General features: G+C 56.8%; 12 protein-coding genes. 4 read left to right on the top strand and 8 right to left on the bottom strand.

Features of this window, described 5'->3' with window-relative positions; all coding sequences use genetic code 11:
* Positions 1–105: 105 nt before the first annotated feature.
* The 8 genes from RHP74_RS15715 to RHP74_RS15680 form a co-directional block, all read right to left on the bottom strand.
* A complete protein-coding gene (locus tag RHP74_RS15715; protein WP_007936731.1) occupies positions 106–936 on the bottom strand; it encodes a carbohydrate ABC transporter permease in 831 nt (276 codons plus the stop codon).
* Positions 937–946: 10 nt separating this feature from the next.
* A complete protein-coding gene (locus RHP74_RS15710) occupies positions 947–1,873 on the bottom strand; it encodes a carbohydrate ABC transporter permease (RefSeq protein ID WP_109631004.1) in 927 nt (308 codons plus the stop codon).
* A gap of 182 nt (positions 1,874–2,055) precedes the next feature.
* Entirely contained in the window at positions 2,056–3,366 is a 1,311-nt protein-coding gene (locus RHP74_RS15705; protein WP_102593498.1) for a sugar ABC transporter substrate-binding protein, read from the bottom strand.
* Between the two features lie 294 nt (positions 3,367–3,660).
* A complete protein-coding gene (locus RHP74_RS15700; RefSeq protein ID WP_077747836.1) occupies positions 3,661–4,566 on the bottom strand; it encodes an AraC family transcriptional regulator in 906 nt (301 codons plus the stop codon).
* 81 nt (positions 4,567–4,647) lie between these two features.
* Complete coding sequence (locus tag RHP74_RS15695; RefSeq protein ID WP_311095779.1) at positions 4,648–5,535, bottom strand: phospholipase; 888 nt, start codon at positions 5,533–5,535, stop codon at positions 4,648–4,650.
* A 189-nt stretch (positions 5,536–5,724) separates the two neighbouring features.
* Positions 5,725–6,591 carry a phospholipase gene (locus RHP74_RS15690; protein ID WP_311095778.1) on the bottom strand — a complete coding sequence of 289 codons (867 nt, stop codon included), beginning with the start codon at positions 6,589–6,591 and terminating at the stop codon, positions 5,725–5,727.
* Positions 6,592–6,739: 148 nt separating this feature from the next.
* Positions 6,740–8,032, bottom strand: coding sequence for a glycosyltransferase (locus RHP74_RS15685; protein WP_311095777.1), 1,293 nt, complete (start codon positions 8,030–8,032; stop codon positions 6,740–6,742).
* 341 nt (positions 8,033–8,373) lie between these two features.
* Positions 8,374–8,733, bottom strand: a complete 360-nt coding sequence (locus tag RHP74_RS15680) for a response regulator (protein ID WP_311095776.1) — start codon at positions 8,731–8,733, stop codon at positions 8,374–8,376.
* Positions 8,734–8,991: 258 nt separating this feature from the next.
* Between RHP74_RS15680 and RHP74_RS15675 the strand changes: the two genes are divergently transcribed.
* From RHP74_RS15675 to RHP74_RS15660, 4 genes are read left to right on the top strand one after another with little or no spacing between them, the layout of a single operon-like run.
* The gene (locus tag RHP74_RS15675; protein ID WP_311095775.1) at positions 8,992–12,483 is read left to right on the top strand and encodes a response regulator; all 3,492 of its coding nucleotides are present in this window, start codon (positions 8,992–8,994) and stop codon (positions 12,481–12,483) included.
* On the top strand, positions 12,483–13,316 hold the full coding sequence (locus RHP74_RS15670; RefSeq protein ID WP_010460449.1) for a protein-glutamate O-methyltransferase CheR: 834 nt from the start codon (positions 12,483–12,485) through the stop codon (positions 13,314–13,316). The genes RHP74_RS15675 and RHP74_RS15670 overlap by 1 nt, the downstream gene beginning before the upstream one ends.
* On the top strand, positions 13,313–13,906 hold the full coding sequence (locus tag RHP74_RS15665) for a chemotaxis protein CheB (protein WP_311095774.1): 594 nt from the start codon (positions 13,313–13,315) through the stop codon (positions 13,904–13,906). Before RHP74_RS15670 ends, RHP74_RS15665 begins: the two co-directional genes overlap by 4 nt.
* The gene (locus RHP74_RS15660; protein WP_010460446.1) at positions 13,900–15,081 is read left to right on the top strand and encodes a hybrid sensor histidine kinase/response regulator; all 1,182 of its coding nucleotides are present in this window, start codon (positions 13,900–13,902) and stop codon (positions 15,079–15,081) included. Before RHP74_RS15665 ends, RHP74_RS15660 begins: the two co-directional genes overlap by 7 nt.
* Positions 15,082–15,152: the final 71 nt, after the last annotated feature.

Below are 15,152 nucleotides of genomic sequence, written 5' to 3'. Positions count from 1 at the left end.
GGAGCGAGCCTGCTCGTGATTGCGGTGTGCCAGATGCATTAATGCTGCATGACACTCCCTCATCGCGAGCAGCCTCGCTCCCACAGGGATTTGCATGTCGGCAGGTCATTTCACAGCGCCAAACGACAGGCCGCGGACCAGTTGTTTCTGGCTGATCCAGCCGAAAATCAGGATCGGCGCGCAGGCCAGGGTCGACACCGCCGACAACTTGGCCCAGAACAGGCCTTCGGGGCTGGAGTACGAAGCGATCAGCGCGGTCAGTGGCGCGGCTTTCGACGAGGTCAGGTTCAGCGACCAGAACGCCTCGTTCCAGCACAGGATCAGCGACAGCAGCACGGTGGAGGCCAGGCCTCCCTTGGCGATCGGCAGCAGCACCCGGACCATTTCCTGCCAAAGCGTGGCACCGTCGAGGCGCGCGGCTTCGAGGATGTCTTTGGGGATGTCCTTGAAGTAGGTGTAAATCATCCAGACCACGATCGGCAGGTTGATCAGCGTGTAGATCACAATCAGCGCGATGCGCGTATCGAGCAGGCCGAAGCTCTTGGCCAACAGGTAGATCGGCATAAGTACGCCCACCGGCGGCAGCATCTTGGTGGAGAGCATCCACAGCAGCGTGCCTTTGGTGCGCTGGGTTTCGTAGAACGCCATGGAGTAGGCCGCCGGCACCGCGATCAGCAGGCACAGAGCCGTAGCGCTGAACGAAATCACCACCGAGTTCCAGGCGAAGCTGAAGTAATCGCTGCGCTCGTTGATGTGCAGGTAGTTCTCCAGCGTCGGCGTGAAGATGAACTGCGGCGGCGTGGCGAAGGCGTCGATTTCGGTTTTGAAACTGGTCAACACCATCCAGAAAATCGGGAAGAAGATCAGGATCGCGATGGCCCAGGCCAGAGTGCCGAGCAGCAGGCTTTGCAGGCGGCGGGATTGTTGAAGAGTCATGGCGCAGGCCTCAGGTCTTGTCGGTCAGGTTTTTGCCGATCATGCGCACCAGCACGATGGCCGCGATGTTGGCGATCACCACCGCGATCAAGCCGCCGGCGGACGCCATGCCGACATCGAACTGCACCAGCGCCTGGTTGTAGATCAGGTACGCCAGGTTGGTCGAGGCATAGCCGGGACCGCCGTTGGTGGTGGTGAAGATTTCGGCGAACACCGAGAGCAGGAAGATGGTTTCGATCATCACCACCACCGCAATCGGGCGGGCCAGGTGCGGCAGGGTCAGGTGCCAGAAAATCGCGATCGGCCCGGCCCCGTCGAGACGTGCGGCTTCTTTCTGTTCCTGGTCGAGGGATTGCATGGCGGTCATCAGGATCAGAATCGCGAAGGGCAGCCATTGCCAGGACACGATAATGATGATGGACAGCAGCGGGTAGTGCGCCAGCCAGTCCACCGGTTGTGCGCCGAACAGCTTCCAGACGTAGGCGAGAATCCCCGACACCGGATGGAAAATCAGGTTCTTCCAGATCAGTGCGCCGACGGTGGGCATGATGAAAAACGGCGAGATCAGCATCACCCGCACGATGCCGCGACCGAGGAATTCGCTGGCCTCCAGCAAGGCACTGATCAGCACGCCGAGTACCACGCTGATCAGCAGCACGCTGCCGACCAGCAACAGGGTGTTGGTGGCGCCGGGCATGAACCCGGAGTCAGTCAGGAAGTAAGTGAAGTTCTCCAGCCCGACGAATTCGTTTTCGCCGGGATAGAGAAGGTTGTAGCGGATCATTGAAAAGTAAACGGTCATGCCCAGCGGCACAATCATCCACAGCAGCAACAACGCCACCGAGGGGCTGACCAGAAACCAGCCGGGATTGGCCAATCGGCTTTTACGCACCGGTTGGGGGATGTCCATGTGAGCTTTGGCAGTTGAAATATTCATGGCGATCACTTGCTCGAAATGCGGCGAGACCCTGTGGCGAGGGAGCTTGCTCCCGCTCGGCTGCGAAGCAGTCGTAAATCCGGAAAATGCGGTCTGTCTGATGAATCGCGTTTCCCGGATTTGGGGCCGCTAGGCAGCCCAGCGGGAGCAAGCGCCCTCGCCACAATTTGGATGGCTAGGGGTTATTTGGGATAACCGGCGCGCTTCATCTCACGTTCGGTGGTTTGCTGGGCCGCCGTCAGTGCCTGGTCGACCGTGGTCTGGCCAATCAGCGCCGCCGAGAACAACTTGCCGACTTGGGTGCCCACCGCCTGGAATTCAGGGATAGTCACCAACTGGATGCCGATGTAAGGCACCGGTTTGAGGGTCGGTTTGCTCGGGTCCGCCGCTTTCAGCGATTCCAGCGTGACCTTGGCAAACGGTGCGGCGCTCATGTAAGCCTCGCTGTAGGTCGAGGCCCGAGTGCCGGGCGGCACGTTGGCGATACCGTCTTTTTCGGCAACCAATGCGCCGTATTCCTTGGAGGTAGCCCAGGCACTGAAGGTTTTCGCCGCGTCCTTGGCCTTGGAACTGGTCGGGATCGCCAGCGCCCAGGAATACAACCAGGCTGAACCTTTGTCGGTGGTTTCATGCGGCGCATAAGTAAAGCCAACGTGCTCGCTGACCTTGCTTTGGGTTTTGTCGGTGACGAAGGAACCGGCAACGCTGGCGTCTACCCAGATCGCGCACTTGCCGCTGTTGAACAACGCAAGGTTTTCGTTGAAGCCGTTACTGGAGGCACCCGGCGGGCCGGATTTCTTCATGGTGTCGACGTAGAAATTCAAGGCGTTTTTCCACTCAGGGCCAGTGAATTCCGGCTTCCACTGCTCATCAAACCAGCGTGCCCCATAGGCATTGGCGACGGTGGTGATCAGCGCCATGTTCTCGCCCCAACCGGCCTTGCCACGCAGGCAGATGCCGTACTGTTCTTTGTCTTTATTGGTGAGCTTGCTGGCGAATTCGCCGATCTGGGTCCAGGTCGGGCGCTCGGGCATGGTCAGCCCGGCGTCCTTGAACAGGTCGGTGCGGTAATAGGTGATGGAGCTTTCCGCGTAAAACGGCAGGGCGTAGAGCGAGCCCTTGACCGAAAGGCCTTCACGCACCGAAGGGAACACATCGTCGAGGGCGTAGGTGGCCGGCAGATCCTTCATCGGCTCGAGCCAGCCCTTGGCGCCCCAGAGTGCGGCTTCGTACATGCCAATGGTCAGCACGTCGAACTGCCCGCCCTGGGTGGCGATGTCAGTGGTCAGGCGTTGGCGCAGGACGTTTTCTTCCAGCACCACCCAATTGAGCTTGATGTCCGGATGCTCGGCCTCGAAGGTTTTCGAGAGCTTTTGCATGCGGATCATGTCGCTGTTGTTGACGGTGGCGATGGTCAGCGTCTGAGCGCCAAGACTGACGCTGCTGAGGGTCATGCAGGTGAGGGCAAGCAGAGCTTTTACAGAAGGTTGCATCGTGCACTCCTTTTCTGCACCCGATGGGGGACAGAAGGACAGTTATTGTTTTTGTGTCTTCCGAGGGCAGGAAGAATGTGCACTGATTACAGCCTTCAATTGAGGATGTGACAAATCATCCGTCGCACTTGAATCGATACTTTTTTGCACTGGGATTAATGGGGGGAGATACAAGGACAGGCTTCACAGAGGTGAACAGTCATCGATTTTGTACAGGTTTTCTGGCTCCTTCGCGGGCAAGCCTCGCGCCTACAGGTATGGCGTATGGCCCAGAACGCCCTATGACCAAGACGTTCAGGCCAGATTCTGTTCGGTCAGCCGCTGTACCGCCAGCCGCCGGTAATGCGAGGGCGTCATGCCCTTGAGCTGTTGGAACCGCCGATTGAAGTTGGAAATATTGTTGAAACCCGATTCGAAACACACATCGGTCACCGGTTTGTCGCCATCGGCCAGCAACTCGCAGGATTTGCTGATGCGCAGGCGATTGACGAACTCGATGAAGCAGCGCCCGGTGGCTTGCTTGAACACCCGGCTGAAATACGTTGGCTTCATGCCTAAATGCTCGGCGACTTCCTCGAGCGGCAGGTCCCGGGCGTAATGCGCAAAAATGTAATCCACCGCCCGGTTGGTGCGATCGATATTGTGTTCATCCGCCAGTTGCGGCGTGGTGGCCCCCGACAGCAACTGAAAATCGTCAGAAGCCGCGAGCAGCTCCAGCAGTATGAAAAAGTGCCCGAGCCGGGTGACGCCTTTAGTGTCAGCGATGCGTTGCATCAACGTCATGGCCTGGCGGATGGTGCGCTTGCAACGAAATTCGATGCCGTACTGCGCGCGCTCCAGCAGTGGCGCAAGGGTCTTCAGTTCTGCGAATACCTGATGACCGCTCTCGAACAATTCATCCGTGAAGTTGACCAGCATGTCGCGCTTGGGCACTACCTCGTCTTCGGCCACCTGGCTGATCCAGTTGTGAGGCAGATTCGGGCCGGTCAAGAACAGGGTTTCCGGGTAGAAGTTGCCAATGTAATCGCCGATGAACACCTTGCCGGAACTGGCGACGATCAGGTGCAGCTCGTATTCCTTGTGGAAATGCCACCGCACCAATGGGCAGGGAAATCCATGCTGGCGATAGATGATCGACAACCCGTTGTGGTCGTCCATCAGTTCGTAGGAAGGATCGGTGACTCTGGCGGTTCGGGTCATGTCAGGGCGCTTTTTATTATCATTGCGCCCTGATCATGCCTCTTTCCAGGCCCCTAATGCCAGTGTGCAACGTTCCGTGTGTCAGCCCGGAGTCCGCTCATGCAACGCATGGCCGTAAACCGCTTTCATGCTGTTGGCCGTCCAGCAATAACGAACGATCTCTGATTCGTCGAAAAAGTCGGTATTGATGATGCTGCAGCGTGTGACCCAGTCCCGGGTGGGATTGAACCAGTCATTGATCTGGGTTTTGATGTCCTGAGGCCCTCCCAGAAACGCGTAGCTGGTGGCTGATAAAGACCATAGAAACGTTTCGTACGGCGCGTCTTCGAGTGTGCTGGAAACATGGTTTTGCAGATCCTCGGTATCGGTAAACCGTTTGTTTATCCACTTGTGCGGGATGCGCGGCCAGAAGTAATCCTCATCCAGTTCCCGCCGCCGATGCGCCGCCAACACCACCCGGCGGCGAGGACTGATCCGCTTCAGTTCGCCGATGGTTTTTTCGGCGTCGCCGGGGGGGATCACTCGCTGCCCGAGTCGACTCACGAGAAGATCGTTGAGTTTCTGATAATCAAAGGGTTTGGACCCATCCGCGAGTTGGTGGAAATCCAGCACGATGAACTCATCGGGATTGCGGTCAAGGAACGCTGACACGTCTGTCATCAGTTCATCGAGGACCCGATGGGACTGGTATCCGTTGTGGTGAAAATAGAAAATCGACTGGTCCGCGCCCTCGGTGTAACCCAGGCGGATATCAAAGGCCCGGGCACCGTTGGACAGTTGCCAGGCAAATGAACCGTTTTGACACGTCGTCCAGTTGCCGATAACAACATCATAATTGGGTGCCTGTTTATCCATACCGGCGTTATGGGCGCCCGGCCAGACGATATCGGTCAGTTTTAATCGATGGATATCCAGGACGTTACTCATCCACTTTTGTTTGTCTAACGTGCCCGCTGTGTTTTGGGTCATGACAGTTCCTTGTCGTTGACGCGCCCCCTCCGTGGGGCGACGAAGTTCATATATCAGAGTTGGCTGCACGCCACACCTGTGTTGATCGCCCTGCGCAGAAAGGCTTTCATGACCCAGCATAGAAGTGAGTAAGAGGATTTCCAGTCATGGAAACAGTTACACATAGATAGCCGTTTAATGGCACACCGATTAGTTGGCTCGTTTGGCGGCTTTATATACGTTTGCGGTTCGGCAATAGGAAACAATTTGCGACTCTTCAATGAAGTCAACATTGATGATGTTGCACTTTGCCGCCCAATCACTTTTTTCCGGGTCGAACCAGGCATTGAGTTCATCATGAATATCCACGGGGCCACCGAGGGCGCTGTAACTCGCTGCCGAGAGCGACCATGGTGCCCATGTGCCTGGCGGGTAGGTCAGGACGCTCGTAATGTGCTTCTCCAGATCGGCGGCGCTTGTGATGCCGCTGCCAGACCATTGGTGTTCAATCTGTTCAAGGAACACGTTTCGATCAAGCTGCCAATGCCCAGGGGCCGCGACCAGAAGCCGTTGCTCAGAACTGATTTGCTTCAGTTGATGCAGGCTCAGAGAACGGTTTCGAGTGGGAATTACATGGTGCCCCATAAGATGGATCATCATGTTGTTGAAAAAAGTGTAATCAAACGCATCCCCTTTTAGTTCGTGGAAGTCCAGGACAATGAATTCATCGGGGTTCTCGTCAAGAAACTGCCTCAGGTCGGTAAACAAGTTCCCCAAGGTACGATTGTTGCGGTAGCCGTTGTGATGCATTCGGAACTTTCCAAGCCCCGGTTCCTTGGCGTCAAATACGAGTCTGATATCCAACGCTCGAGAGCCTTTGCACAGTTGCGAGTAAAACGATTGGTGCTGACAAGCCAGCCAGTGGGCGCCTGGAATAAGCGGCCAAGAGGCTTTCCAGTCGCTGCCAGCGTTATGGGTGCCCGGCAGGGTCAATTCGCAGAGTGACAACGTGTCAATGGCCGGCGTGCTGGCCATCCAGTTGTTAAGTGTCAGGTTGTTTTGAACAATGGTAGTCATTTAATGCATCCTTGCATCAAGTGGTAAGTTAGATAAATGCCGCCGGATAAGTTTGTCTGAGTCTAATCCGGCGAGTTATTTATAAGATGGGGTATGGAAGGGGTCAATAAGCGTGACGATGCAAAGTGTGTAACGATAGTGTCGATAGTTAGTGAGTGCGGTTTTTTGCTTCAATCCATTGCGCCATATACTGCGTACTTTTATGGTGGTGATGACGCAACATGCTGCCGGTAAAGTTGTCCGTTCTAAGTTGGGCGAGACGTTGTTGGCAGTCTATTAACTTTTCGATAAGTGCCGGGCCATGTTCGGTTTGTTTATAACGATTGGCCAGCAACACCTGCCCTTTGGATTGGGCCTCCGTCCAGAGTGCTTCATCCTTGTACAACCGCACCGCATCATCGGCGAACTCCCGTGCCGACCGGGCCACGGCGCCAGGCCAGGGATGCTGGCCGTGCATGGCTTCTGCGCCGATAGGCGTTGTGACTGTAGGCGTGCCACAGAGCATGGCGTCGATGATCTTGCCCTTGATGCCCGCGCCGAAACGCAGCGGTGCCAGGCACACGCGCGCCGCCGACATCACTTGCAAGGCGTCTTCCGCCCAGTTCATGACATGGAACCCTTGGGCCGCGTTATGCAGGGCAGTAGCCTTGGGCGGCGTGTAAGCGCCGTAGATGTGCAGTTGGGCACCGGGTAGTTGTTCGCGGATCAACGGCCAGATCGCCGTTTTCATCCAGAGCACCGCATCCCAGTTCGGCGCATGTCGAAAGTTACCGATGCTGAGAAAGTGCGCCCGATCTTCAAAGGCAGCCGCCGGCACGCTCGGCGGTTCGACCATCAACGGGCACCAGTGCAGCAAATTGCGCGGCATCTTGAACTGCTCGACCAGCAACTCGATTTCCACTTCAGAGATCATCAGGTTCAAATCGCAACGATACAGCGCGGCCATTTCCCGTTTGGCCAGATCGGTATCGGCCATCAAGTCAAACTCTTCGCGCAATGCCGGTGCGAACAGGTCAGTGAAATCATTGTTATCGTCGCTGGTCTTCAAGCGATCCTTGAGACGCTGATGCCGGGCGTGCCGCAGGCTTTGCAGATCCGAAGTTTCAAGCACTCGCAAGGCGTCGGGGCAGTGTTTCTCGACACGCCAGCCGAATTGCTCTTCCATCATAAACTGATCAAACAGCACGATATCCGGGGCCAGTTGGCTGACGAAGTCGTCGAAACTGCTGTTGTTCAATTCGATCGGGACTTCGCGAATGCCTAGCGCCGTCAGATCCGCACGATGTTCACCGGTGCCGGCCGGACTGCTGAAGGTAATATCCCAGCCTTGTTTCAGAAACGTATCCAGAATCTGCATCACATGCCCACTGGCGGCCGAAGAGCGGGGCTCGGGCCAGACGTAACCAATGACGAGGACTTTGGTTGCGTGGGGCTGATTCATGAACGGTATTTCCTTGACTCGGGATGAGGGCTGAGTGACGCGAGAGGCGCGGGATTTAACCATATCTGGCCGCAAGGAATCACGACGTCGATGGAATGTTCTGCCATCCAGGGCGGCCTGTGCACCCGGTGGTGGGCAGGCTAAGGCTATGGAAATCGTGCTCAGGCTTATCCGCACAGGTCCGGTAGCAAGGTTGTTAGTGTGATGGATTGTTTCATTAAACAGGGAAGGCGCATTGATTGCTCAAGTGCAGCAGGATCATTTATAGGCAGCTAAGGTTTGCCGTTGATACGGCAAACCATTTTTTGGAAAAAGTGCGCCTAAAAAAATGTAATGAATGATTAAGCAAGCATGCCTTTGACCTTGTCGCGCAACTGATCAATCGAAAACGGCTTTCCAATCACCTGCATGCCCGCAGGGAGCTCGATGCTCTCGGCATAACCGCTGGCGAACAGGATCGGCAATTCATGACGCAGCATCCGCGCCTGTTTCGCCAGTTCTCTGCCATCCATCACCGGCAAACCCACATCGGTCATCATCAAATCGATGTGCTGGTCCTCATCGTTGAGAAACTCCAGCGCCTTTTCGCTGCCATCGGCCTCAAGGACCTTGTAGTCCAGTTCCTCCAGTACATCGACGATCAGCATGCGCACGATGGCATCGTCTTCTACTACCAGGATGGTGGACGGGGTGGAGGACATAAGAGGGCTCTCAAGGTAAATTCAGGGTCGCAGGTCGATCGAAATCGCCGGGCTCTATCATGAGTAAGTGGCAGATCCCGACAAGTTCCCGGCGTTGTGCAAAAAAGAATAGCTGTACAAGAGACGGCAGGATAACCGCTCCTTTGATCGATCGCAGCTAAATGCGGGGATTTGCCCGGACAGGCCTCAGAAAGTTGGATCAATGTGCCCGTTTTGGGGCAAACTCCCTGGTTTTGAACAGTTCGACAAGGCCTCCCCATGACCCCTGCGTCTTCGGTTGATGAGCAACGATTCCGTAAACTCCTGAGCCGCAACATCAGTCTGCCGTTGGGCGTTGGTGTGCTCAGCGCGGTGTTCTTTGTCTCGCTGATCACTTACCTGCTGTCGGTAATCCAGTGGGTCGAGCACACCGACCGGGTGATCAATAACGCCAATGAGGCGGTGAAACTGACCGTTGATCTGGAAACGGGGATGCGTGGCTTTCTGATCAGCGGCGATGAGCATTTTCTCGACCCTTACGAAACGGCCAAGCCGAGAATCGCGGTCGCGCTCAATACTTTGCTCGAACTCACGGCCGACAATCCGGTTCAGACCGATCGTCTGCGCCGACTCCAGGCCTTGCAGGTTGAGTGGGCCGACTATGCGCAATCCATGATCGAGTTGCAGCGCACCAACGGTGATTATCGCGGTGCTGTCAAAGCTGGGCAGGGCAAACGGCTGACCGACGAAATCCGCAAGCAATTCGAAGACGTGATCGACATGGAGCAGCAGTTGCGCACCACGCGCAACGAGGAAGTGCGCCGCACCACGATCTGGAGCATCTCCCTTTACCTGCTGTTCATCCTCGGCATCAGCGGTTTGCTGGCCTATATCGGTCGTCGCGATTTGCTCAACCTGTCCCAAAGCTATAGCGCCAACCTCGCCGCACAACAGGCCAGCGCCCGGCGCCTGGAACAGCAAGCGTGGCTGCGCAACGGCCAGACCGAACTGGCCGAGCAGGTGCTGGGGCAACTGTCCCTGAATCTGTTGGGGCGCAACATCCTGCAGTTCTGCGCGCAATATCTGGGCACTGCGGTCGCTGCTATTTATGTGCGCGAAGAACATGGCGGCCTCAGACGAATAGCGTCCTACGGTTTTTCTCGCGAGCAGGAAGAGCGCGACCAGCAGATTTACAGCGATGAAGGGATTGTCGGCCAGGTGGCGCAACAGGCTCGCCTGATCCGTCTCGATGACGTGCCAAGCGACTATTTCAAAGTCAGCTCCGGTCTGGGCGAAGGCCTGCCGCGTAGCGTGCTCGTGGTGCCCACCAGCGACGATGATCGGGTCAATGGCGTGATCGAGTTGGGTTTCCTGCGCCCCTTGGACGACCGCGACGTCGAATTGCTCGAGCTGATTGCCGGCAACATCGGCACGTCAATCGAGGCCGCTCGCTACCGTCAGCGTTTGCAGGAAGTGCTGGCCGAAACCCAGCAGCTCAACGAAGAGCTGCAAGTTCAGCAAGAAGAACTCAAGACCGCCAACGAAGAGCTCGAAGAGCAATCGCGGATTCTCAAGGAGTCCCAGGCTCACCTGGAAACCCAGCAAGTCGAGTTGGAGCAGACCAACGAACAACTCGCCGATCAGGCACAGATCCTGGCCGATCAGCGTGATGCGATGGACTTGAAAAACACCGAGCTCAACCAGGCCCAGGCCCAGCTTGAAGAGCGCGCCGAAGAATTGCAGCGATCGAGCAAGTACAAGTCCGAGTTCCTCGCCAACATGTCCCACGAACTGCGCACGCCGTTGAACAGTTCGCTGATCCTGGCCAAGTTGCTGGCGGAAAACCCTCAGGAAAATCTCAGCGCCGAGCAGGTGAAGTTCGCCGAGTCGATCTACTCCGCCGGCAATGACTTGCTCAATCTGATCAATGACATTCTGGATATTTCCAAGGTCGAGGCCGGTAAGCTGGAAATGCGCCCCGAGAACACCAGCGTTGCGCGTCTGGTGGACGGACTGCGCGGAATGTTCGAGCCGATGGCCGCTGACAAGAAGCTGGAGTTCGAGGTCGACGTGCAGCCCGGTTCGCCGATGATGCTGTTCACCGACCGTCAGCGTCTGGAGCAAGTCGTTAAGAATCTGCTGTCGAACGCGGTGAAATTTACCGAAAAAGGCATCGTCAGCCTCACGGTGGCGTCCCAGCCGAACGACGGCATCGCCTTTATCGTCCGCGATTCCGGGATCGGCATCGCCGCCGACCAGCAGGACAGCATTTTCGAAGCCTTCCGCCAGGCCGACGGCACCACCAATCGGCGTTATGGCGGCACGGGGCTAGGCCTGTCGATTTCCCGCGATCTGGCGGCGTTGCTGGGCGGTTCGATCAGCGTCACCAGCGAGCCGGGGCAGGGCAGTGTGTTCACCCTCGTGCTGCCGCAGCAATACGTAGAACCGGGTGATGCGCCCGTCGCGCCGATGCAGGCTACCCCGGTCGCCGCAAAACCGAGGGTGACAACGCCCGCGCTGGTACCGCTGATTGCCGAAGTCGACATTCCACGTTTCGATGATGACCGCAGCAAGGCGCCATTCACCACCCGTTGCATCCTGGTGGTGGAAGATGAGCCGAATTTTGCAAACATTCTCTACGATCTGGCCCACGAACTGGGTTACCAGTGCCTGGTCGCTCACGGGGCCGATGAAGGCTACGACCTGGCCAGGGAGTTCATTCCCGACGCCATTTTGCTGGACATGCGCCTGCCGGACCATTCCGGGCTGACCGTATTGCAGCGTCTGAAAGAACATGCCGAAACCCGCCACATTCCGGTGCATGTGATTTCGGTGGAAGACCGGGTCGAGGCGGCCATGCACATGGGCGCGATCGGTTATGCGGTCAAGCCGACCACTCGCGAAGAACTCAAGGACGTGTTTGCCCGCCTCGAAGCCAAGCTGACCCAGAAGGTCAAACGGGTGCTGCTGGTCGAAGACGACGATTTGCAACGCGACAGCATTGCTCGCCTGATCGGCGACGAGGACATTGAAATCACCGCCGTCGGCTTCGCCCAGGAAGCGCTCGACCTGCTGCGCACGACCATTTTCGATTGCATGATCATCGACCTGAAGCTGCCGGACATGCTCGGCAACGACCTGCTCAAGCGCATGTCCACCGAAGATATCTGCTCGTTCCCGCCGGTCATCGTTTACACCGGACGCAACCTGACCCGGGACGAAGAGGCTGAGCTGCGCAAGTACTCGCGCTCGATCATCATCAAAGGCGCTCGCTCACCCGAGCGTTTGCTGGATGAGGTCACACTCTTTTTGCACAAAGTCGAATCCAGGTTGTCCCATGAACGCCAACGGATGCTCAAGACCGCGCGCAGCCGCGACAAAGTCTTCGAGGGCCGCAAAGTGCTGCTGGTGGACGACGATGTACGCAACATCTTCGCCCTGACCAGCGCTTTGGAGCAAAAGGGTGCAGTCGTGGTCATCGGCCGGAACGGTCGTGAGGCGATTGAAAAACTGAATGAAGTCGAGGACATCGATCTGGTGTTGATGGACGTGATGATGCCGGAGATGGACGGTTTCGAAGCCACCATCGAGATCCGCAAGGACCCGCGCTGGCGCAAGCTGCCCATCATTGCGGTGACGGCCAAGGCCATGAAGGACGATCAGGAGCGCTGCCTGCAAGCCGGCTCCAACGATTACCTGGCCAAGCCCATTGACCTGGATCGCCTGTTTTCGCTGATTCGCGTGTGGTTACCGAAGATGGAACGCATTTAGTGGAACGCATTGAAACAGTGGCGCGAAACAGCGAGATCGAATTGCGGTTGTTGATCGAAGCGATCTACCTCAAGTACAGCTACGACTTTCGCGATTATTCCGGCGCTTCGATCAAGCGCCGGGTCAATCATGCGTTGGCGCAATTCGAGTGCAATACCATTTCGGCCCTGCAAGAAAAGGTGCTGCACGATCCGACCGCGTTCATGCAGTTGCTGCAATTGCTGACGATCCCGGTCAGTGAAATGTTTCGCGATCCTTCGCATTTCCTCGCGATCCGCAAGGAAGTCGTGCCACTGCTCAAGACCTATCCGTCGATCAAGATCTGGATCGCCGGTTGCAGCACGGGTGAAGAAGTCTATTCGATGGCGATTCTGCTGCGCGAAGAAGGCTTGCTCGATCGCACGATCATCTACGCCACCGATATCAATCCGCGCTCGCTGGAGAAGGCCAAACAGGGGATTTTCTCCATGGAGAATGTCCGCGCCTACACTCACAACTACCAGCAGGCCGGTGGCCAGCGTTCGTTCGCCGACTACTACACGGCGGCGTATGGCTACGCGATTTTCGACAAGACGTTGTGTGAGAACGTGACGTTCGCCGATCACAGCCTGGCGACGGACAGCGTCTTTTCAGAAACCCAATTGATTTCGTGCCGTAATGTTTTGATTTATTTCAATAAAAAGCTTCAGGATCGCGCGTTCGGTTTGTTCCATGAATCCCTTTGTCATCGTGGATTCCTGGTCCTGGGCAGTAAGGAAACCCCGGATTTTTCCGCCTTCGGCAACCAGTTTTCGCCCTTGGTCAAACAAGAACGGATTTACCGTAAATCATGAACAATGCAGCGGATTTGCCTTCGATAGACGCTATCGTGATCGGCGCTTCGGCCGGTGGGGTGGAGGCATTGCTCAACATTCTCAGTCCGTTGCGTAAAGGTTTCATGCTGCCGATCATCGTAGTCCTGCACCTGCCCGACGAGCGCCGCAGCCAACTGGCCGAAGTCTTTGCCCGCCGGGTTCGCATGCCTGTCGAGGAAGCTGGCGACAAAATAGATGTGGCAGCCGGAACGTTGTATTTCGCCACTCCGGGCTATCACTTGTCAGTGGAGCAGGACCGCAGTTTTTCCCTGAGCCTTGAGGATCGCGTGCATTACTCGCGGCCCTCCATTGATTTTCTGTTCGAGTCGGCGGCCGATGTCTATGGCCCAGGCCTGGCGGCCGTGCTGCTGACTGGCGCGAACCGTGATGGCGCACACGGATTGGCGCGGGTCAAACGTTGTGGCGGCCTGACCATCGTGCAGGACCCGGACGAAGCCCAGGTCGCGACCATGCCTCGGGCGGCGCTGGATTTGCACTGCCCTGACCACATTCTCCCAATACGCGGCATCGGCCGTCTGCTTGTCGAGCTGGAACGAATAGCATGCTAAGTAACATCCAAGCCAAATTGCTGATTGTCGACGATCTGCCGGAGAACCTGCTGGCACTTGAGGCGCTGATCAAGCGTGAAGACCGCATGGTCTACAAAGCCTTGTCCGCCGACGAAGCCTTGTCGTTGCTGCTGCAACACGAATTTGCCATGGCCATTCTCGACGTACAGATGCCGGGCATGAACGGCTTTGAACTGGCCGAGTTGATGCGCGGTACAGAGAAGACCAAGAACATCCCGATCGTGTTTGTCAGTGCCGCAGGCCGCGAGCTGAACTACGCGTTCAAAGGTTACGAAAGCGGGGCCGTGGACTTCCTGCACAAGCCACTGGATATTCACGCCGTCAAAAGCAAGGTCAACGTCTTCGTCGACCTCTACCGCCAAAGCAAGGCGATGAAGCAACAGGTTGAAGAGCTGGAGCAGGCTCGCCGCGAGCAGGAAGCGCTGCTCAAGCAGTTGCAGACCACCCAGAATGAACTGGAGCAAGCGGTGCGCATGCGCGATGACTTCATGTCGATCGTCGCCCACGAAGTCCGCACGCCGCTCAATGGCCTGATCCTCGAAACCCAGCTGCGCAAGATGCATCTGGCCCGGGACAACGCGTCGGCGTTCACCCTCGACAAGATGCACGCCATGGTCGACCGTGACGAGCGGCAGATCAAAAGCCTGATCCGTCTCATTGAAGACATGTTGGATGTGTCACGCATTCGCACCGGCAAGTTGTCGATCCGCTCGACCAGATTTGACCTCGTGCAGTTGGTCAGCAATTTGCTGCAAAACTTCGCGCCGCAAGTTGACGCCGCCGAGTGTTCCGTTGCGTTTACCGCCGAGCAGCCAGTGGTCGGCAACTGGGACGAATTTCGTATCGAACAAGTGATTTCAAATCTGCTGACCAACGCCTTGCGTTATGGTGGCAAGAGCCTGATTGATGTCAGGGTCTACAGTCACGAGGGTCAGGCACGGGTCGAAGTGCAGGACCGCGGGATCGGTATCAGTGAAGAAAACCAGAAGCGCATTTTTCAACAGTTCGAACGGGTGTCAGCCAAAACCGTCGTCGCGGGGCTGGGACTGGGGCTGTTTATTTCCGAGCAGATCGTCGCCGCCCATGGCGGCTCCATCGCCGTCGAGAGCAAGATCAACGAGGGCGCCTTATTTCGCGTTTGTCTGCCGTTGTAGGAAAACAGCCGGATAAACGCAACCTCTGATCGACCCCATGGTCGTATCAGCAGCAATTGACCGAACAAAGG

The sequence above is a fragment of the Pseudomonas sp. SG20052 genome (genome assembly GCF_031766055.1).
GTDB lineage: Bacteria > Pseudomonadota > Gammaproteobacteria > Pseudomonadales > Pseudomonadaceae > Aquipseudomonas > Aquipseudomonas mandelii.
The sequence above is the reverse complement of the archived record's forward strand: the minus strand, read 5'-3'. Positions and strand labels throughout refer to the sequence as shown.

Bases quoted from the DNA above. Each gene is read 5' to 3' on its own strand.
- RHP74_RS15715 (WP_007936731.1), bottom strand. From the start codon at position 936: ATGACTCTTCAACAATCCCGCCGCCTGCAAAGCCTGCTGCTCGGCACT.
- RHP74_RS15710 (WP_109631004.1), bottom strand. From the start codon at position 1,873: ATGAATATTTCAACTGCCAAAGCTCACATGGACATCCCCCAACCGGTG.
- RHP74_RS15705 (WP_102593498.1), bottom strand. From the start codon at position 3,366: ATGCAACCTTCTGTAAAAGCTCTGCTTGCCCTCACCTGCATGACCCTC.
- RHP74_RS15700 (WP_077747836.1), bottom strand. From the start codon at position 4,566: ATGACCCGAACCGCCAGAGTCACCGATCCTTCCTACGAACTGATGGAC.
- RHP74_RS15695 (WP_311095779.1), bottom strand. From the start codon at position 5,535: ATGACCCAAAACACAGCGGGCACGTTAGACAAACAAAAGTGGATGAGT.
- RHP74_RS15690 (WP_311095778.1), bottom strand. From the start codon at position 6,591: ATGACTACCATTGTTCAAAACAACCTGACACTTAACAACTGGATGGCC.
- RHP74_RS15685 (WP_311095777.1), bottom strand. From the start codon at position 8,032: ATGAATCAGCCCCACGCAACCAAAGTCCTCGTCATTGGTTACGTCTGG.
- RHP74_RS15680 (WP_311095776.1), bottom strand. From the start codon at position 8,733: ATGTCCTCCACCCCGTCCACCATCCTGGTAGTAGAAGACGATGCCATC.
- RHP74_RS15675 (WP_311095775.1), top strand. From the start codon at position 8,992: ATGACCCCTGCGTCTTCGGTTGATGAGCAACGATTCCGTAAACTCCTG.
- RHP74_RS15665 (WP_311095774.1), top strand. From the start codon at position 13,313: ATGAACAATGCAGCGGATTTGCCTTCGATAGACGCTATCGTGATCGGC.
- RHP74_RS15660 (WP_010460446.1), top strand. From the start codon at position 13,900: ATGCTAAGTAACATCCAAGCCAAATTGCTGATTGTCGACGATCTGCCG.